Annotated in this window: 22 protein-coding genes; 12 read left to right on the forward strand and 10 right to left on the reverse strand. The window is 71.0% G+C overall.

Going from position 1 to position 18,608, the window contains the following annotated elements:
• Window positions 1-281: 281 nt before the first annotated feature.
• The 5 genes from AB0H56_RS25260 to AB0H56_RS25280 all read right to left on the reverse strand — a co-directional run bounded on the left by AB0H56_RS25260 (window position 282) and on the right by AB0H56_RS25280 (window position 5,692).
• Window positions 282-1,583 (reverse strand): AAA domain-containing protein, encoded by a 1,302-nt coding sequence (locus AB0H56_RS25260; protein WP_357167671.1) that lies wholly within the window; start codon window positions 1,581-1,583, stop codon window positions 282-284.
• Window positions 1,580-3,061: a hypothetical protein gene (locus AB0H56_RS25265; protein ID WP_357167673.1), complete on the reverse strand. Its 1,482-nt coding sequence runs from the start codon at window positions 3,059-3,061 to the stop codon at window positions 1,580-1,582. The genes AB0H56_RS25260 and AB0H56_RS25265 overlap by 4 nt, the downstream gene beginning before the upstream one ends.
• Window positions 3,058-4,167 carry a hypothetical protein gene (locus AB0H56_RS25270; RefSeq protein WP_357167675.1) on the reverse strand — a complete coding sequence of 370 codons (1,110 nt, stop codon included), beginning with the start codon at window positions 4,165-4,167 and terminating at the stop codon, window positions 3,058-3,060. Before AB0H56_RS25270 ends, AB0H56_RS25265 begins: the two co-directional genes overlap by 4 nt.
• Window positions 4,164-4,955 carry a hypothetical protein gene (locus tag AB0H56_RS25275; RefSeq protein ID WP_357167677.1) on the reverse strand — a complete coding sequence of 264 codons (792 nt, stop codon included), beginning with the start codon at window positions 4,953-4,955 and terminating at the stop codon, window positions 4,164-4,166. The genes AB0H56_RS25270 and AB0H56_RS25275 overlap by 4 nt, the downstream gene beginning before the upstream one ends.
• A 125-nt stretch (window positions 4,956-5,080) precedes the next feature.
• The gene (locus AB0H56_RS25280; RefSeq protein ID WP_357167679.1) at window positions 5,081-5,692 is read right to left on the reverse strand and encodes a GNAT family N-acetyltransferase; all 612 of its coding nucleotides are present in this window, start codon (window positions 5,690-5,692) and stop codon (window positions 5,081-5,083) included.
• Between the two features lie 200 nt (window positions 5,693-5,892).
• Here AB0H56_RS25280 and AB0H56_RS25285 point away from each other — a divergent pair, with 200 nt between their 5' ends.
• Entirely contained in the window at window positions 5,893-7,404 is a 1,512-nt protein-coding gene (locus tag AB0H56_RS25285; RefSeq protein ID WP_357167681.1) for a leucyl aminopeptidase, read from the forward strand.
• Window position 7,405: 1 nt separating this feature from the next.
• Here AB0H56_RS25285 and AB0H56_RS25290 read toward each other — a convergent pair whose 3' ends face one another.
• Window positions 7,406-7,750 carry an oxidoreductase gene (locus tag AB0H56_RS25290; RefSeq protein ID WP_110040843.1) on the reverse strand — a complete coding sequence of 115 codons (345 nt, stop codon included), beginning with the start codon at window positions 7,748-7,750 and terminating at the stop codon, window positions 7,406-7,408.
• Window positions 7,751-8,006: 256 nt separating this feature from the next.
• Between AB0H56_RS25290 and sucB the strand changes: the two genes are divergently transcribed.
• The 11 genes from sucB to AB0H56_RS25345 all read left to right on the forward strand — a co-directional run bounded on the left by sucB (window position 8,007) and on the right by AB0H56_RS25345 (window position 16,085).
• On the forward strand, window positions 8,007-9,776 hold the full coding sequence (sucB, locus tag AB0H56_RS25295; RefSeq protein WP_357167683.1) for a 2-oxoglutarate dehydrogenase, E2 component, dihydrolipoamide succinyltransferase: 1,770 nt from the start codon (window positions 8,007-8,009) through the stop codon (window positions 9,774-9,776).
• A 16-nt stretch (window positions 9,777-9,792) separates the two neighbouring features.
• Window positions 9,793-10,689, forward strand: a complete 897-nt coding sequence (locus AB0H56_RS25300) for a TIGR01777 family oxidoreductase (RefSeq protein WP_357167685.1) — start codon at window positions 9,793-9,795, stop codon at window positions 10,687-10,689.
• Window positions 10,689-11,192 carry an N-acetyltransferase family protein gene (locus AB0H56_RS25305; RefSeq protein WP_357167687.1) on the forward strand — a complete coding sequence of 168 codons (504 nt, stop codon included), beginning with the start codon at window positions 10,689-10,691 and terminating at the stop codon, window positions 11,190-11,192. The genes AB0H56_RS25300 and AB0H56_RS25305 overlap by 1 nt, the downstream gene beginning before the upstream one ends.
• Before the next feature lie 43 nt (window positions 11,193-11,235).
• On the forward strand, window positions 11,236-11,985 hold the full coding sequence (lipB, locus tag AB0H56_RS25310) for a lipoyl(octanoyl) transferase LipB (protein WP_357167689.1): 750 nt from the start codon (window positions 11,236-11,238) through the stop codon (window positions 11,983-11,985).
• A complete protein-coding gene (gene lipA / locus AB0H56_RS25315; protein WP_280340033.1) occupies window positions 11,982-13,004 on the forward strand; it encodes a lipoyl synthase in 1,023 nt (340 codons plus the stop codon). Before lipB ends, lipA begins: the two co-directional genes overlap by 4 nt.
• A 74-nt stretch (window positions 13,005-13,078) precedes the next feature.
• The gene (locus AB0H56_RS25320; protein WP_232997700.1) at window positions 13,079-13,390 is read left to right on the forward strand and encodes a pyrimidine/purine nucleoside phosphorylase; all 312 of its coding nucleotides are present in this window, start codon (window positions 13,079-13,081) and stop codon (window positions 13,388-13,390) included.
• A gap of 102 nt (window positions 13,391-13,492) precedes the next feature.
• Complete coding sequence (locus AB0H56_RS25325) at window positions 13,493-13,999, forward strand: methylated-DNA--[protein]-cysteine S-methyltransferase (protein WP_357167691.1); 507 nt, start codon at window positions 13,493-13,495, stop codon at window positions 13,997-13,999.
• Window positions 14,000-14,006: 7 nt separating this feature from the next.
• Entirely contained in the window at window positions 14,007-14,504 is a 498-nt protein-coding gene (locus AB0H56_RS25330) for a sigma-70 family RNA polymerase sigma factor (RefSeq protein ID WP_357167693.1), read from the forward strand.
• A complete protein-coding gene (locus tag AB0H56_RS25335) occupies window positions 14,501-15,115 on the forward strand; it encodes a methylated-DNA--[protein]-cysteine S-methyltransferase (protein ID WP_357167695.1) in 615 nt (204 codons plus the stop codon). The genes AB0H56_RS25330 and AB0H56_RS25335 overlap by 4 nt, the downstream gene beginning before the upstream one ends.
• On the forward strand, window positions 15,112-15,828 hold the full coding sequence (locus AB0H56_RS25340; protein ID WP_357167697.1) for a 2OG-Fe(II) oxygenase: 717 nt from the start codon (window positions 15,112-15,114) through the stop codon (window positions 15,826-15,828). Before AB0H56_RS25335 ends, AB0H56_RS25340 begins: the two co-directional genes overlap by 4 nt.
• Before the next feature lie 2 nt (window positions 15,829-15,830).
• Entirely contained in the window at window positions 15,831-16,085 is a 255-nt protein-coding gene (locus AB0H56_RS25345) for an Ada metal-binding domain-containing protein (RefSeq protein ID WP_357167699.1), read from the forward strand.
• A gap of 2 nt (window positions 16,086-16,087) precedes the next feature.
• Here AB0H56_RS25345 and AB0H56_RS25350 read toward each other — a convergent pair whose 3' ends face one another.
• From AB0H56_RS25350 to AB0H56_RS25365, 4 genes are all read right to left on the reverse strand, one after another.
• Window positions 16,088-16,240: a hypothetical protein gene (locus AB0H56_RS25350; protein ID WP_357167701.1), complete on the reverse strand. Its 153-nt coding sequence runs from the start codon at window positions 16,238-16,240 to the stop codon at window positions 16,088-16,090.
• A 119-nt stretch (window positions 16,241-16,359) separates the two neighbouring features.
• A complete protein-coding gene (locus tag AB0H56_RS25355; RefSeq protein ID WP_357167703.1) occupies window positions 16,360-16,899 on the reverse strand; it encodes a nitroreductase/quinone reductase family protein in 540 nt (179 codons plus the stop codon).
• A gap of 96 nt (window positions 16,900-16,995) precedes the next feature.
• The gene (locus AB0H56_RS25360; protein WP_357167705.1) at window positions 16,996-17,730 is read right to left on the reverse strand and encodes a glucose 1-dehydrogenase; all 735 of its coding nucleotides are present in this window, start codon (window positions 17,728-17,730) and stop codon (window positions 16,996-16,998) included.
• A gap of 70 nt (window positions 17,731-17,800) precedes the next feature.
• On the reverse strand, window positions 17,801-18,343 hold the full coding sequence (locus AB0H56_RS25365; protein WP_357167707.1) for a hypothetical protein: 543 nt from the start codon (window positions 18,341-18,343) through the stop codon (window positions 17,801-17,803).
• Window positions 18,344-18,608 lie beyond the last annotated feature (265 nt).

Consider the following 18,608-nt stretch of genomic DNA (forward strand, 5'->3'; position numbering starts at 1 on the left):
ATCTTTCCGCTCCCGGAGCCGCCCCAGCGCTCCGCCGCGTGCCCGCGTCGGGCGAAACCGACGATTCGGCACGCTTGTCTTTCGCGGAGAGAGTAACCGACCGGCCGTCGCCGCGCGCGGTTTGCGGTAGACCGAAAAGGCCGATGCGTCAAGCAAACTCGCAGCTTACGCGATGCCGAGCGGAACCGGCCCGGCACGAGCGCCGCGAAAGCCCAGCGCGACCATCGAGAACACGCCGGCGAGCACCGCGGACCCGCGCGTTTCCGCTCGCGCGAACGGACTCAGGGCGTCGCGCGCACGCGATGGTGCGAAAGATGACTCAACACCGCCTGATTCGCTTCCCACCCGTCCGGGAATTTCACCGGGACACCGAGGTGGACCGGTTCGGCCGAGGGATGGGCGTCGAGGAGTTCGGGAATGCCGGCGCGGCCGACGAGGACGCAGGCGTGGCGATGGCGGGAGGCGAGCACGCAGAGCCGACCCGCCTCGAGGTGGAACGCGCTGGCGTCGCGGCGGCCCGAGAGCGGGTGCAGCACGAGGGTGACGTCGTATTCGCGGCCCTGCAACCGATTGGCGGTGTCGACGGTGACCGCCTCGGCGGCGCTGCCACGCAACGCGGTGCGGACCGCGTCGGCCTGGTCCCGGTGCGCGGTCCCGATCGCGATCCGCTCGGCGGTGACCGGATGACTCCCCGACTCCGAATGCGCGGTGGCGCCCCGTTCGAGCAGCCTGGCGGCGATCGACGCGAGCGCGGCGACCGCCTCGCGATCGGTGCGCAGGGTGTGCCGGGCGGGCAATTCGTACCAGCCCCAGCCGGTTTCGGCCGCCTGTTCGAGCACCGCGTCGATCGGTCCGCCCATGCCGCGGGTGCCGAAGTCCAGGCGCCGGTCGCCGAAGCCGGTACCGGATTCGAAACCGGTGAAGGGATAGAAGGCCTTCGAGACCACCGGGGCCGCGGTGGCGGGCAACCGCCAGGAGACCGGCAGCCGGTGGATCGGGATGTTGCCGTTGTTGGCCAGCATCACGGTGACGGCACTCATGGTGGGGTCCCAGGTGAGCCCGGCCCAGCGCGCGGTCTCGACGGTGGCGAACGGATCGAGCTGCCCGGGATCACCGACGAACAGGCCGCGATCGAAGCGATTCGCGATGCGCAACAGCATGTCCGAGCGCATCTGATAGGCCTCGTCGATGATCGCGTGCGACCAGCTGCCCTCGGTGACGGTGGCCCATTTGGCCGCGGTCCCGATGACGATCGTGCGGTCGGCGAGATCGCCGGGCTTGGTCGCGACGCGCACGTTCGCGTGCCGGTCGACGCGCTCGCTGGTCACATACATCGAGCTGGAGAGCCGCCCGATGCGCAGGCCGGGGTCGGCGCCCGCGAGGCGGTCGATGAGGTCGTCTACCTGCTCGTTGGTCTGGGCGACGATCATCCGCTGGTCGCCGTCCTCGGCGAGTTGCCTGGCCGCGCGGACCACCAGCGTCGACTTGCCCGCTCCCGGCGGGGAATCCACCACCAGCGCGCGGTGACTCTCGTCGCGCAGGTCGGTGAGAATGCCGGCGACGGCCTCGTCCGCGGCGCTCATTCCAGCTCCTCGCCCTCGTCGTCGGTGGGCGGCGTCCACTCCGGTGGCGGACCGCCGTGTGTCCACGGGGTGTCCTCGCGCGCGGGCAGATTCAGCTGACCGTTGAACGGTGACGGCTTGAACCGGGCGAAGCCGAGCACCTCCCCGGCTGCGGGCACCGAGCCCGGCTCCGCGACGAGCTTGCGGCCCATCCCGCCGGAGAGTTCGAGAACCAGGGTGTCGCCCTCGATCTCGACGACCACCCCGCTCTGCTTGGGCCGTTCCACGCAGGTCAGTTCCTCGCCGAGCGTGGCGGTGAACGGGTCGCTGGTGCGGATGTGGATGTGCGGCCGCAGTTTCGGGCGTGCCCCGGATCGGTCGATGCGGTCCGGTTCGCTGTGCGTCACCGTCCCGCGGAACGCGGCGCCGGTGACCCGGTGCTCGAGCATGAGCAGCGGGTCGTCGAAGGCGCACTGGGCCTGCAGTGCCTCGAGCGCGCGCTCGCGTTCCAGCAGTTTGCGCACCGCGCGCACGGCCGGATCGCGCCGCGCCTGCGGCACCCCCTCGGCCACCTCGGCCGCGAAGTAGGAGAACGCGCCGCGATCGTCGGTCCACCGGTTCACGACGCTCGCGCCCGCGGGCAGGCCGCGCAGCAGCTCCAGCGCCCGCCACATCAGGCGCCAGGTGGGCTCGAGCTGTCCGCGCAGCGACCGCTCCAGCCGTTCGGCGGCCACCGATCTCGCGTTCTCGTCGGCGGCGGTGTTGTAGGCGGTGATCAGCGGCGCGAGTTCCTCGTTGTCGAAGCCGGGATCGGTGGCCGGGCCCGCGGGTGGGGTCTGCAGCGGGTCCTCGGCGATCGCGGCGGCTTCGGCGCCGGTGAGCCCGCGCGGGGGATCGATCCAGCCGAGCAGGGCGGCGAGATTGCCGTCCTCCAGCGAGGATTGGCCCGAGGCCCAGTGCTGGGCCAGGACCGTGGTCATCGCGGGCAGCACCGCGGAGCCGGGGTGTTCGGCGCGGTCGCCGAACCAGGTGAGCCAGCGGCCGAGCAGCGGGATCGACGCGGGCACCGCGTTGTCGCCGTCGGTGCGGTGGAAGCGCACCGACCGGCCGAGCAGCTTCAGGAAGTTCACGCCGCCGGGGTTCGGCGTCCACAGCTGCGGCGCGTCCAGGCAGCGGGTGTAGGTCTCCCCGGACTTGCTGGTGAGTTCCTCGGCCTCGGCCAGGAACGACGCCACGTAGGGCAGCAGCACATCGGCGAGCTGTTCGATGAAGCGCAGCCGCAGCACCCGGTCGCGCGGCTGCGGCACGATCAGCACGTTCTGGTCGCCGGCCGACGTGCCGATCATGACGGCCAACGGCGCCGCCGCCTCGCCCGCCAGCCGCAACGGCACCGCCACCAGCGGTCGCTCGGCGAGGTGCGTGTGCCGCACCGCCGCGGTGGGCTGCGCGCGGCCGGACCGGACGGCCTCGGCCTTGGCGAGAGCCGACAGCACGCTCATCCGGCGATCTCCAGCCGCAAGCGATGCGCGGTACGCAGGATCGCAGTGATGTCGGCGTGCTCCGGCCCCGGTTCCAGGGTGCCGTCGGCGAGGCCGAGGACGGTGTCGATGTTGTCTATGCCGCCGAACTCGTCGCACACGCCGCGGCCGAGCGCGTCGACCGACCCGCAGGTGCGCGCCTCGTCGCGGCAGGCGAAGGCCAGCTCACAGCTCGACATGCACTCGGGCGCGTACCTGGCCGGAATGGCGGCGATGGTCTTCTCCAGATCCTCACCGGGCGCGAAGGTGGCCTCGGGCGGGAGGACCTCGAGCAGATCCGGGATGGCCGTGAGCCTGGTCAGCTGCCGGGAAACGACCGCGAGCTGCTTGCGCAGGTCGACCAGTTCGGCGGTCGGCCGGTTGGTGAAGTCCTTGGCGCACACCAGGATCGTGTTGTGCGAGACCAGCTCCGGTGACTCCCCGATCTCGGTCATCAACTCGCGCAGCGCGATCACGTACACCGCGGACTGCCGCGCGGCGGCGGCCACCTGCGCGGGGTCGGCCTGTCCGTCGATCACCGGGAACGCCTTGATCTCCACGACGTGGAACTTGCCGTCGAGCTGCACCGCGACCACGTCGGGCTCCAGATACGCGGTGGCGCCCGCGATGTCGAGGCGCAGCATCGGATGGTCGAACAGGGTGCCGTCGCCTGCGGCGATGCTGCTCGCGAGCAGTTGCTTCGTGCGCTGGTAGCGGACGGCGTTGCCGGTGTTCTCGCCCACCGAATTCAGGTCGTGGTAGGCGACTTCGGGGAGCGTGAGGCCGAGGGTGTCGCGCAGCAGGGCCAGCAGTTCGGCGCAGCCGTTGGCCTTCACCATCGATTCGAAGGCGTTGCCGCGGGTGATCGCGAACTGGGACTGGCCGAATTGCGGTGGGAACCCCAGCGATTGGGCGATCACCGTCTTGTCCACCGCGGCCGCGTCGAGCAGGGCGCGGCGCGCGCACCCCGGATTCGCGGTCAGCGCGGCGATCGTGCGGGCGTTGTGCCTGGTCGCCGGCGCGGCGCCGCGCAACCGGTCCAACTGTGCCGCGATCGTGCTCGTGGGGCGTTCGCTCCGCTCCCTCATGTCACCTCGATTCGTCGCCGGTCGGCCACCCCCAGCCGCACACCGAATAGTTGCGCGGCCGGATCGGCCAGTTGTTCGGCCGCCCGGCGCGCGGCCGCACGCCGGGCGCGCGCGTCCTCGTCCTCGTGCACCGCCAACTCGCCGCGGGCGGCCTCGATCACCTTCGCCGGATCGAGCGCGTCCGGACCGCCCGACACGCCGGGGATCGAGGTGGCCAGCCGCCAGAGCAGCCGCCCGCCCGAATCGCCCGGATGGGCCGAAAGATGTTCGGCCAGGCGGATGGCCGAGGTCAGCAGGCCGACGCGCGGACTCAGCGGCCCGACCATCCGGCGTTCCAGCGGCCACGAACTCACCGCCATCACACCCCTGGCCGGGGACAGCAGGTCGGTGGTGAGCGCGGCGCACAGGTAGTACGGCCGGGCGTAGGGCGCGGAGCGGAAGGATCGTTCCTCGTCGCGGCGCAGGCTGGTGAGCCGGGCGGGCTGGAGTTCGCCGGAGAAGAAGGCGTCGTGGGTGGCCAGCACCAGTTTCGGCGCGGACGGCACCGACAGCAGGGTGAGCGCCCGATGCACGTGCTCGCGGACCGGCACGGCGGGAGCGTCGATCTGCTCGGGTTCGCCGGGTTCGGCGGCCGCGCCGAGTACCACCGCGTCCCAGGCGGATTCGGCCTGCCGCAGTCGGGTGCGCAACTGCCGGGCGGTGGCCCGGTCACCGGACGCGGCGGCGCGGCGCACCTCGGCCCGGAGCGCGGCGATGCGCGTCTCCAGCTCCTCGGCCGACTCCGTCACGAGCGTGAGCGTATTCAGGCGTTCCAGTATTGTCCAGTGATTGCCAGTATTCGCGGCGAGATTGCCGCGCGCCGCGCCGGATTCGTTCGATGCCGGTGGCGCGCGGACCGGGCCGGGTTGCCGGCTCAGCCGCGGAACCACATGGGCAGCAGCGTCGGTCCGTCCTCGGGCAGCACGATCGGCTCGCCCGTCCGGGCGAACCCCCGCCGGGCGTAGAGCCGCGACGAGCGTTCCGTACTGGCCTCCAGGAACGCGGGCTCCCCCGCCGCCGCGAATCCCGCGAGCCGCTCCGCCAGGATCGCCCCGCCCGCGCCCTTCCCGCGATGCTCGGGCACCGTCACGATCACATGCAGGTAGTGGTGCGGGAATTCGCGCGGATGCGCGTCGGCGACCAGGGTCGAGACCGCCGCCATCCGCCGCACCGAGACGTTGTCCGGCACCGTCTCGGCCAGCGCCCGCACTTCCGCGGCCTCGGCGCGGAACCGGTCGGCGGAGGTGGCCCGCTGCCACAGCGACACCGCCCAGACCTCGTCCTCGGTACCCGCCACCCACACCTCGTCCTCGGCCATCGACTTCGCGACGAACCGCGGGACGTGGACGGTCCGGTACGCCTCCTCGACGGCCGGGTCGCCCGCCTTGATCCAGGTCGCCACGACCTCGTCGGCACTGCCCGCGGCGAAGGCCGCCGTCACCTTCTCGAGTTCGGCGGGACCGGCGCGCCAGACGTGCGGAATCATCGTTCTCTCCTCCGGGTGGACAGCGTTCGTGCCAGGTTAGCCAGGCCGACCGCCACCGGGCCCGTCTGTTCGACTCACTGGAACGGGCCTGCGCGGCGCTCACCCAACTCCCGTTCGGCGAACTGCTCACCGCCGGCGCCGGACTGCTGCTCGACGGCGTCGCGGTGCGGCATCGAACCGGCACCGAATAACCTGGGGCAATGACCGCTGTTGCAGATCGTTCACTCGGACCGGAACTGGCACGTATCGAATCCATCAGCCCGGACACCGACGTGCTGGTGATCGGGTTGACCTCCTCGGAGAACGGCCCGGCCATCGTCCCCGCCGACCTGTTCGGCGACGTGCTCACCCCCGAGGTCCGCGCGGAACTGCTCGACGCCCTCGGCGCGGTCGGCGCGAAGGGCAAGCCCGAGGAACTGACCAGGGTGCCCGCGCCCGCCGCGCTGGCCGACGTCACCAGCGTGCTCGCGGTCGGTCTCGGCGCGGCGGACAAGCTCGACGCCGAGCAGGTGCGCCGCAGCGCCGGCGTCGCCGGGCGCGCGCTCAGCGGCACCGAACTGGTGGCGACCACGCTGTCGGGCATCGACCTGTCGGCCGCGGCCGAGGGCTTCTACCTGGGTGCCTACTCCTTCACCACGTTCAAGTCGGCCAAGAGCGCGCCGAAGCCGGACGAGCAGCCGGTGCTGCGCGTCGAATTGCTGGTTCCCGAGCCGGAGTTCGGCGTGCTGGAGCTGCTCAGGGCTCAGCTCGTGGCCGAGGCCGTCGCCACCGCGCGCGATTTCGTCAACACGCCGCCGAGCGCCCTGTACCCGGCCGAGTTCGCCGACCGCGCCCGCCTGCTCGCCGAGGCCGCCGGGCTCGAGGTCGAGGTGCTCGACGAGAACGCACTCGTCGCGGGCGGTTACGGCGGGATCGTCGGCGTCGGCCAGGGCTCGGCCCGGCCGCCGCGGCTGGTGCGCATCACCTACGCGGGCGGGCCGAAGAAGATCGCGCTCGTCGGCAAGGGCATCACCTTCGACACCGGCGGCATCTCGATCAAGCCCGCGGCCAACATGGAGAACATGACCTCCGACATGGCCGGGGCCGCGGCGGTCATCGCGACCACCCTGCTGGCCGCGCGCCTCGGGCTGCCGGTCACCGTCACCGCGACCGTCCCGATGGCCGAGAACATGCCCTCGGCTACCGCGCAGCGTCCCGGCGACGTGCTCACCCAGTACGGCGGCACCACCGTCGAGGTGCTCAACACCGACGCCGAGGGCAGGCTCATCCTGGCCGACGCGATCGTGCGCGCCGCCGAGGACGAGCCCGACTACCTGATCGACGTCGCCACCCTCACCGGCGCGCAGATGGTAGCCCTCGGCACCCGCACGCCCGGCGTGATGGGCACCGACGAATTCCGTGACCGGGTCGCCGCCATCTCGCGCGCGGTCGGCGAGAACGGCTGGGCGATGCCGCTGCCCGCCGAGCTGCGCACCGACCTCAACTCCAAGGTCGCCGACATGGCCAATGTCGCCGCGCACCGCTGGGGCGGCATGCTCTCGGCGGCGCTGTTCCTCAAGGAGTTCGTGCCGGAGGGCGTGCAGTGGGCGCACCTGGACGTGGCGGGTCCGGCCTACAACACCGGCGGCCCGTTCGGCTACATCGGCAAGGGCGGCACCGGCGTCCCGGTGCGCACCCTGATCACCGTGATCGAGGAGATCGGGGCGGAGTAGGTCAGCCCTCCTGCTCGCGGGCCCGCCGCTGCTCGACGCGGCGGCGGGCATCGTAGTCGCGCATCCGCTGCGGGTAGCCGGTCTTGTTCACGTCGTACACGGGAATCTTCAGCGCACCGGCGAGTCGCCGCGCGCCACGCTCACCGACGATCCGGCGGGTCCATTCCCCGTCCACGGCGACCAGCACCGCTGTGACATCGGTCACAGTCGTCTTGGGTTCGATGAAGGCTTCCACGCCGCGCCGCGAGCGCGCCCACTCGGCGAGCGCGGCGATCTCCGACGCCTCACCGCGCGCGACTGTCCTGCTCCGGCCGCGCCCACCGCGGAAACGATCCAGCAAACCCACCGGTAACAACCTCCTGCTTTGCGGCGGAAATCTGCTCACCGCCGTACATTCCATGGTGCCAGCTCTGCCCGGATCGCCGCCCTGCGCCACAGCGACGGCGAGCGAGTGCAAGGATGGTTGCCGGAACAAGAACCAACGATTCCCGGGTGCCCCGCCGAGGCCGGTGGGGTGGATGCTCGCCGCGACCCGCGACGGGTGTCTGCCGGAAACGAAGCACTGTTGTATTACCCGTCGAACAGTCGAGGAGTCAGAGAACATGGCCTTCTCCGTCCAGATGCCGGCTCTTGGTGAGAGCGTCACCGAGGGAACGGTGACCAGGTGGCTGAAGCAGGAAGGAGACACGGTCGAGGTCGACGAACCGCTGCTCGAAGTCTCCACCGACAAAGTCGATACCGAGATCCCGTCGCCCACGGCCGGTGTGCTGTCGAAGATCGTCGCCCAGGAAGACGACATCGTCGAGGTCGGCGGTGAGCTCGGCGTGATCAGCGAGCCCGGCGAGGCCGCCGCGTCCGCGCCCGCCCCTGCCGCCGCGCCCGCCGAGCCCGCTCCGGCGCCGGAACCCGAGCCCGCCCCCGCGGCGCAGGCCCCGGCCGCCGCCCCCGAACCCGAGCCCGCTCCGGCCGCCGCGCCCGCCGCGTCCGCCGCCGACGGCACCCCGGTGAAGATGCCCGAGCTGGGCGAGTCCGTCACCGAGGGCACCGTGACCCGCTGGCTCAAGGCCGTCGGTGACTCCGTCGCCGTCGACGAGCCGCTGCTCGAGGTGTCCACCGACAAGGTCGACACCGAGATCCCCTCGCCGGTCGCGGGCACGCTGCTCGAGATCTCGGCGCAGGAAGACGATGTCATCGCCGTCGGTGGTCAGCTGGGTGTGATCGGCAGCGGTGCGCCCGCGTCGGCGCCCGCCCCGGCTCCCGCCCCCGCTCCGGAACCCGAGCCCGCCCCGGCGCCCGCTCCGGCCGCCGAGGCTCCCAAGCCCGCGCCCGCCCCGGCTCCCGCGCCCGCTCCGGCTCCGGCTTCCACGCCCGCCCCGGCCCCCGCGCCGGCGAAGGCTCCGGCCCCCGCGCCCGCCGCAGGCGGCAACGGCAGCACCCCGTACGTGACGCCGCTGGTGCGCAAGCTGGCCGACGAGAACAACGTCGACCTGTCGACCCTCACCGGTTCCGGTGTCGGCGGCCGCATCCGCAAGCAGGACGTGCTCGCCGCCGCCGAGGCCAAGAAGGCGCCCGCCGCCCCGGCTCCGGCCGCCGCTGCCGCGCCCGCCGCGGCCCCGGCCAAGCAGACCGCCGCGCCGAAGCTGGCCGGCCTGGTCGGCACCACGCAGAAGGCCAGCCGGATCCGGCAGATCACGGCCACCAAGACGCGCGAATCGCTGCAGACCACCGCGCAGCTGACCCAGGTCCACGAGGCCGACGTCACCAAGATCGCGCATCTGCGGCAGCTCGCGAAGGCCTCCTTCAAGAGCCGTGAGGGCGTCAACCTGACGTACCTGCCGTTCTTCGCCAAGGCCGTCGTCGAGGCCCTCGGTGTGCACCCGAACGTGAACGCCTCCTACAACGAGGATTCCAAGGAGATCACCTACCACGCGTCGGTGCACCTGGGTATCGCGGTCGACACCGAGCAGGGTCTGCTCTCGCCGGTCATCCACAACGCCAGCGACCTGTCGCTGGCCGGGCTGGCCCGCGCGATCGCCGACATCGCCAACCGCGCCCGCACCGGTGGCCTGAAGCCGGACGAGCTCTCGGGTGGCACCTTCACCATCACCAACATCGGTTCCGAGGGCGCGCTGTTCGACACCCCGATCCTGGTTCCGCCGCAGGCGGCCATGCTCGGCACCGGCGCGATCGTCAAGCGCCCGGTGGTGGTGACCGACGAGACCGGTGGCGAGTCCATCGGCGTGCGCTCGATGGTGTACCTGCCGCTGACCTACGATCACCGCCTCATCGACGGCGCCGACGCCGGTCGCTTCCTGACCACCGTCAAGCACCGTCTCGAGGACGCCTCGTTCGAGGCCGATCTCGGTCTGTGATCCGGGAATTCGACAGATGAAGGTGGTGGTCGCCGGTTCGTCCGGGCTGATCGGCCGGGCGCTCGTCGCGGCACTGCGCCGCGACGGGCACGAGGTGTCCCGACTGGTGCGCCGCGCGGCCGCGGCGCCGGACGAATTCACGTGGGATCCCGCGCGCGCCCAGCTCGACGAGCGGGCGTTGCGCGGGGCCGACGCCGCGGTGAACCTGTGCGGCGCGAACATCGGCGGCCGCCGCTGGAGCGGCGGCTACAAGCAGGAACTGCGCGACAGCCGCATCACCCCCACCGACGTCCTGTCCACCGCGGTCGCCGCCGCCGGAGTGCCGACGCTGGTCAACGCCAGCGGCGCGCACTACTACGGCGGCGACACCGGTGACACCGTCGTCGACGAGAACTCCCCCGCCGGAGCCGGTTTCCTCGCGACCCTGTGCCGCGACTGGGAGGCCGCGACCGAACCGGCGAGCGCCGCGGGCGTGCGCACCGTCCTGGTGCGCAGCGCGGTGGTGCTGGCCCGCAACGGCGGCATGCTGAGCAGTCTGCATCCGCTGTACTGGCTCGGCCTCGGCGGTCGCCTCGGCAGCGGCCGCCAGTACATGCCGTGGATCTCCCTCGACGACGAGATCGGCGCGATCGTCTTCGCGCTCACCCGTCCCGAGCTGTCCGGCCCGATCAACGCCGCGGGCCCGGCACCGGTCACCAATGCCGAATTCAATCGCGCGCTCGGCCGCGCGATGCACCGGCCCGCGCCGTTCATCGTGCCCGGGTTCGCCCTGCGCGCGCTCGTCGGCGAGTTCGCCGACGAGGCGATCCTGCACGGCCCCCGCGCGATTCCGGCCGCGCTCGAACAGGCCGGCTACACCTTCCAGCACCCCACGATCGGCGCCGCCCTGACCGCCGCGTTCGGAGACCGCTGATGCTGCTGCGCGACGCCGACAAGGCCGACCTCGACGCCGTCCTGGCGATCCACAACACCAATATCGCCGAGTCCACCGCGATCTGGGACACCGACGAGGTCGACCTCGACGACCGCCTCGCCTGGTTCGCCGACCGCACCGCCGCGGGCATGCCGATCATCGTCGCCGAGATCGACGGCGAGGTCGCCGGTTACGCGTCCTACGGGCAGTGGCGCCCCAAGACCGGCTACCGGTTCACCGTCGAGAACTCCGTCTACGTCGACAGCCGCTTCCACCGGCGCGGCGTGGCCACCGCTTTGCTCGGCGCGCTCATCGACCGGGCGACCGAGTCGCGGCGCGTGCACGCGATGATCGCCGCGATCGAATCCGGCAACACGCCGTCGATCGTGCTGCACGAGCGTTTCGGCTTCCGCACCGTCGGCCAACTGCCTGAAGTCGGCCACAAATTCGGCCGCTGGATGGACCTGACGCTGCTGCAACGCGACTTCCCGCTCGACGTCTGACCAGCTTGTGTCCGGGCAGGCCGGTGGGCGTAACGTCAGGGTGGTGAACGACACGCGCCCCACCGCGTCCGCACGATTCGATACGACCCCGATCGTGGTCGAGGATCTCGGACTCATCGAATACAACGCCGCCTGGGAGCTGCAACGGCAGATCGCCGACGAGCGTGCCGCAGGCGAAGGCAGCGACAGGCTGCTGCTGCTCGAGCACCCCTCGGTGTACACCGCGGGCCGCCGCACCGAGGCCGAGGATCTGCCGATCGACGGCAGCCCGGTGGTTCAGGTCGACCGCGGCGGCAAGATCACCTGGCACGGGCCCGGTCAGCTGGTCGGGTATCCGATCATCCGCCTGGCCGAGCCGGTCGACGTCGTGCAGTACGTGCGGCGGCTCGAGGAGGCGCTGATCCAGGTGGTGTCGGGGCTCGGGATCGAGTGCGGGCGCATCGACGGTCGTTCGGGTGTGTGGCTGCCGGCGACCGAGTGGCTGGCCGAACGCAAGATCGCCGCGATCGGCGTGCGCGTGCAGCGCGGCGTGGCCCTGCACGGCATCTCGCTGAACTGCAACTCCGCGCTCGACGGCTTCCAGGCGATCGTGCCGTGCGGCATCCGCGACGCCGGGGTCACCACCCTGACCCGCGAACTCGGCCGCGAGGTCACCGTCGCCGAACTCAAGCCGCTCGTCGCCACCGCGATCGTTGCCGCACTGAACGGCGAAATTCCCGTTCGGCCCCATGACATTGATCGCACCACCAGCGCCGCGAACGCGACGGCCCCGAGCGTAGAGTCGGTGCAGTGACCTCCGTAGACGCCTCTGCCCCCGCCGGACGCAAGCTGCTGCGCATCGAAGCGCGCAACGCGGAGACCCCGATCGAGCGCAAACCCAAGTGGATCCGCACCCGCGCCACCATGGGCCCGGAGTACTCCGAGCTCAAGGGCCTGGTGAAGCGCGAAGGCCTGCACACGGTCTGCGAGGAAGCGGGCTGCCCCAACATCTTCGAATGCTGGGAGGACCGCGAGGCCACCTTCCTCATCGGCGGTGAGCAGTGCACGCGCCGATGCGACTTCTGCCAGATCGACACCGGCAAGCCCGCCGCGCTCGACCGCGACGAGCCTCGCCGCGTCGCGGAGAGCGTCCAGGCCATGGGCCTGCGCTACTCCACGATCACCGGCGTCGCCCGCGACGACCTCGACGACGGCGGCGCCTGGCTTTACGCCGAAACCGTGCGCGCCATCAAGGCACTCAACCCCGGCACCGGCGTCGAGCTGCTCATCCCCGACTTCAACGCCGACCCCGATCAGCTGGCCGAGGTCTTCTCGACGCGCCCGGAGGTGCTGGCGCACAACCTGGAGACGGTGCCGCGCATCTTCAAGCGCATCCGTCCGGCCTTCCGCTACGAGCGCTCCCTCGCGGTGATCACCGCGGCCCGCGAGGCCGGTCTGGTCACCAAGTCCAACCTCATCCTCGGCATGGGCGAGACCCCGGAGGAAGTCACCGAGGCGATGCGCGACCTGCACGAGGCGGGCTGCGACATCCTCACCATCACCCAGTACCTGCGGCCCTCGCCGCGGCACCATCCGGTGGATCGCTGGGTGAAGCCGGAGGAGTTCGTCGAGCACTCCAAGGTGGCCGAGGAACTCGGTTTCGCCGGTGTGATGGCCGGGCCGCTGGTCCGTTCCTCCTACCGCGCCGGCCGCCTCTACGCCCAGGCAATGGCCCATCACGGTCGCGAGATCCCCGAGGCCATGGCGCACCTGGCGCAGGAGGGCACCGCGTCCCAGGAAGCCAGCTCCGTGCTGGCCCGCTACGGCAGCTGACGGCGCCGGGCCAGGGCTCGGTGAGCTCTGGCCCGTCAGTAGACTAAGGGTCCCCTCACCCCCCGGAAGGACCCATGTCGAAGTTCGAGAACGTCTCCGTCACCAAGCAGGCCAATGTCTATTTCGACGGAAAGTGCGTCAGCTACAGCCTCGAGCTGCCCGACGGCACCAAGAAGTCGGTCGGCGTCATCCAGCCCGCGTCGCTGACCTTCGGCACCGCGGCGCCCGAGCGCATGGAACTCGTGGCGGGCGAGGCCAAGGTGACCCTGGCCGGGGCGACCGAGGCGGTCACCTACCGGGGTGGCGAGTCCTTCGAGGTGCCGGGCGACAGCTCCTTCGACATCGAGGTCGTCGACACCGTGCACTACGTCTGCCACTACGGCTGATCGATCCGGGTGCCGCCGTGCACCGGCGGCACCCGATTTTCGTATCTCACGTCTGGCGTTCCCCGTTCGTCTTCTCGGTAGGACAACGAAAGGACACCGCAGATGAGCATCCGCCACACCGTGGTCGAGACCGATCTCGGACCGATCACCCTCGTCGCGACCGGCGCGGCCGTCACCGGACTGTACTTCCGTCACCACGTCCGCCGACCCGGCATCGAGACCTTCGGCGCCGAGGCCCCCGCCGACCCGTTGCTCACCGAGGCCGCCCGTCAGCTGCGCGAGTACCTCGCGGGCCGTCGCCTGAGCTTCGACCTGCCGCTGTCCGCGCGCGGCGACGACTTCCAGCGTGCCGTGTGGGAGATCGTCGCGGCGATTCCGCGCGGCGAGACCTCCACCTACGGCCGCATCGCCGAGCGCCTCGGCGACCGCGCCCTGGCCCAGCGCGTCGGCCAGGCCGTCGGCGCGAATCCGCTGTGCGTGTTCGTGCCGTGTCATCGCGTGGTCGGCGCCGACGGCTCACTGACCGGGTACGCCGGTGGGCTGCCACGCAAACGGGCACTGCTCGACCTCGAAGCACCGGCCCCCGTCAGCGCCGGCCGGCTGTTCTGACCCCGGGATGACGATGAAGCCACCGTTCGAGCGGATCGTCGAGCAGCACGGACCGACCGTGCTGCGGGTCTGCCGCGTCGTCCTCGGTGCCCACGACGCCGAGGACGCGTGGTCGGAGACCTTCCTCGCCGCGATGCGCGCCTACCCCGATCTCCCCGCCGACGCCAATGTCGAGGCGTGGCTGGTGACGATCGCGCACCGCAAGGCGATCGACGTGGTGCGCGCGGCGAACCGCACCGCGCTGCCGGTCGACGAGCTGCCCGAATCCCCCACGCGCCTGGGCATTCCCGGTGCGGGCGAACCCGACCTGTGGGCGGCGGTCTCCGCCCTGCCACCCAAGCAACGCCAGGCCATCGCCTACCACTTCGTCGCGGGCCTGCCCTACGCCGACATCGCCGGCATCCTCGGCGGCACCGTCGACGCGGCCCGCCGGGCCGCCGCCGACGGCCTGAAGAAGCTCCGAAGAACCTACCCGGGCGCCATCATGGAAGGAGTCCACGCATGACCGAGACCGGACGCGATGGCGACCTGACCGCCCTGCTGTCGACACCCGTCGACGCCGACCTGATGGCCCGCCTGCACCAGCGCCTCGCGCAACGCGCCGACGAGGCCGACCTGCTCGACATCGCCTACACCACCGTCGATTCCCCGGTCGGCGAGCTGTTGCTGGCCGCGACCCCCAGGGGCCTGGTCCGTGTGGCCTACGCCAGCGAGGACCACGATCGGGTGCTCGCCACGCTGGGCGAGAAGCTGAGTCCCCGAATCCTGCGCGCCCCTGGCCGGCTCGACGTGGTCGCCCGCGAACTCGACGAGTACTTCACCGGCCGCCGCCGCGCCTTCGACGTCGATCTGGATCTGTCACTGTCGCACGGCTTCCGCCAGCTCGTGCAGCGCCATCTGCCCGAGATCGCCTACGGCCAGACCCGCAGCTACCGCGAGGTCGCCGAGCTCGTCGGCAATCCGAAGGCCGTGCGCGCGGTGGGCACCGCCTGCGCCACCAACCCGCTGCCGGTCGTGGTGCCGTGCCACCGGGTGGTGCGTACCGACGGCAGCCTCGGCGGCTACATCGGCGGCGCCGCAGCCAAGACCGCCCTGCTCACCCTGGAGGCGGCATGACCACCGACCCCTGGCACGACCGGGTCGCGGCGGGCGACTGGCCCGCGATCACCGCCGAACTCGACGAGTACGGCGGCGCCCTGCTCCCCCAGCTGCTCACACCGACCGAGGCCGCCGAGATCCGCGACCTCTACGACCGCGAGGAGCTGTTCCGCTCCACGATCACCATGGGGCAGTACCGATTCGGCGAAGGCCAGTACCGGTACCTGCGTGCCCCCTACCCGGAACCGATCGAACGCCTGAAGCAGGCACTGTATCCGCGCCTGCTCCCGATCGCCCGCGACTGGTGGCGCAAACTCGGCCGCGAGACACCGTGGCCGGACACCCTCGACGAGTGGTTGCGGATGTGCCACGACGCGGGCCAGACCAAGTCCACCGCGATCCTGCTGCGCTACGGTCCCAAGGATTGGAACGCCCTGCACCGAGACCTGTACGGCGACTTGGTCTTCCCGCTCCAAGTGGTCATCAACCTCAACGAGCCCGGCGTCGACCACACCGGCGGCGAATTCCTGCTCCTCGAACAGCGCCCCCGCGCCCAGTCCCGCGGCACCGCCACCCTGCTCCCGCACGGTCACGGCTACCTGTTCACCACCCGCGACCGCCCTGTCCGCTCAACGCGCGGCTGGTCGGCGGCCCCGGTCCGCCACGGTGTCTCCGCCATCCGCTCCGGCCACCGCACCACCCTCGCCCTGGTCTTCCACGACGCCGCCTGACTGTGCGCACCTACCAGCTCCTCGGCGCCGACGGCCGCCCCTACCGCTCCCCGACACCGGGCGCCTGGGGCGGCCACCGCCGCACGAAGATCTACGGCCGCCTGAACTGCCCGTCAGCGCTGCGCGCACTGTCCCGCGGCCACTACGCCGCGCACCGAGTGTTCTTCCCCGACGAACGCACCGCTGTCGCAGCAGGTTACCGCCCGTGCGCCGTCTGCTGCCCGGAGCGCTACGCGCGCTGGAAAGCCACCCCGTGACCTCACAACCCGTACTTGCGCACGAACTCCTCGGTCACATCCACCGCGGGCACCCCCGCATCCGTCGCCCGCGTCTCCACGGACGTCTCCTCGACCAACCGCTCCGGCTCCGGCGGCAACTGCCGCCACTTCGCCCGCGGATCCTCGTCAGCCATAACCCCTCCTCCAGCCGACCTCCAGAGTAGCCCCGATTGTGGGTGCCCCCAAGTGGTTCCGTCGGTGGACATCAGCGTGTACCAGTCTGTCGACTGTGCGGCCACGATCCGAAAGGTGTTCAGTCGATCAGATCCACCGCGACCGCACGTCCCGTGTCGAACCAGTAGGCGTGCAGGTCTCGGATCTTGGCGCGCGAGGGGATGCCACGGAGGTGCACCGCGCATTCACCGATGTCGAGACCGACGACCGTGCCGCAGAGCAGATCCCGTGCGGTGGCCAGCTCGGCCGGGTCGGTGATCTCTCTGGCGACGCCGGAATGCGTCCCGTCGGGCAGTCTCAGGCTGACGCGCGGATCGGCGCGCACATTGTGCACCCAGGCGTTGACCGCGTCGGGCCGCTGCACCGTGATGTGGGGCGGCATGAGAGCGACCAGATACGCGCGGCGGCCCTCGCGCAGGACGCGCACGCATTTCGGCCGCGCCTTCCCACTGCGGCGGCCGGTGGTGGTCAGGATCCCGTAGCCGCGGGGCGTGTACAGGCGGAACAGGGGAGCCATCGCCGCGCTGAGCAGCCTGCCGTCGCGCGAGCTGCGGATCAGGCGACCGTGTCTGGCCAGTTCACCCCGGGCCCGGCTGCGGCGGGACTCGGTAGCATCCACGCCTCAATGGTGAACCCGCGGCGGCCGGAAGTCGAGCGGTAGCCCACCGGGGTCTTGCGTGGCGGGCCTGCCGAGACCGACCCGCCACGGCACTGCTCACGAACTCTTGTGCGGAATCCCCACCGTGAGCCCACCATCGACCACGAACTCCGCACCGGTCGAGTACGAAGCCTCGTCCGAGGCGAGATAGGCCACCAGCGCCGACACCTCGTCCGGCTCGGCCGCCCGCTGCACCGGAATCTGCAGGAAGTCGGCCGGAATCCCTTCGGTCATCGGCGTGGCGATCAGTCCGGGATGCACCGAGTTGACCCGGATCCCCTGCGGCGCCAGCTCCAGCGCCGCCGACTTGGTGAGCCCGCGCACCGCGAACTTGGTCGCCGTGTACCCGTGCAGCCCCGGGCTGCCGCGCATCCCCTCGACCGAGGAGATGTTCACGATCGACCCACCGTCCTTCATCGCGGGCACCGCGGCCTGCATCCCGAGAAACGTCCCGGTGAGGTTGATGTCGATGATCCGCTGCCACTCCTCGAGCGCGAAGTCGACCAGCAGATTCCCGTTCGCGATCCCCGCGTTGTTCACCAGCACGTGCAGCCCACCGAAGGTTTCGACGGCCGCGGCCACCGCGTCGGCCCACTGCTGCGGCTCCCGGACATCCAAGGTCCGGTAGATCGCCGCGTCGCCGAGTTCCGCGGCGACCGCGGCACCCTCGTCGTCGAGCACGTCCCCCAACACCACCGAGGCACCCTCGGCAACGAACCTGCGCGCGTGCGCGGCACCCATCCCCCGCGCTCCGCCACTGATCAGCGCGACCTTGCCCGCCAATCGTCCCATATCCGCATTCCTCCTCGATCGAACTGAGCCACCCTCACCGTAGGAGGGCCGCCCGGTTCACGAGGCGATATCAGCAGGTGAGGTTCGCGGCGCCGTACGAAGCGAACGAAACATGCACGTGGTCATAGTGATTCTGGGTCGCGCTACCCCGGTCTTCCATGTAGGACCAGCCGCTGCCGTCGTTGAACTGCTGCTGCCAGATCACATAGGTGACGCCGAAGCGCGCCTTGTTGGCCAGGACGAACGCGGCGATCGCGTCGCCCTGCGCCGGGTTCGACGTCATGATGTCGAGCGCGAGACCCGCGCCGTGGTCACCGTCGTACCGACCGTGCGCGCCACCGATATCGGAGAGCCCGAACATCTTCTGCACCATGTGGCTGACCTGCGCAACGTGCGGCTGCGTGCCCTTCCACTCCGTCGAGCACAGCAGCTTGGCCTTCATCGCCGAGAGCTTGGCGTCCTCGTCGTCGGCGGAGACCGGCGGCGGTCCCGGCTCCGGTAGCGGCGCGTCGTGCGCGAGCGCGGGCAGCGGATCGAGCTCGATCGCCGACGGCGTGTGCGGTTCCACCGCACTGACCTGCTGCACCTCGGACCCGGCCGGCCGCAACGCCATCCAGATCATCGCAGGCACAGTCGCGGCGAGGCTGCACACAGCCAGAGATGCGCGGCCCGTGGGAGCCGCGGGAACGCGATGTTGACCAGGCACGTTTTCAATCACCAGCTACTGTCGAGAACAAGGTCTCTGTCAGATTACGAAATGGTCGCGAAAATGTCACGCTCGTGCGACGGGTCGCGCACGATCGGACAAGTATCCCCTATGCGCCGCGATTGTGTAGTCCGATCGCGCGTCGGGAGTACGCTCATGTCGTCCGCGTCGC

It is taken from the genome of Nocardia sp. NPDC050717, assembly GCF_040654275.1.
Classification (GTDB): Bacteria; Actinomycetota; Actinomycetes; order Mycobacteriales; family Mycobacteriaceae; genus Nocardia.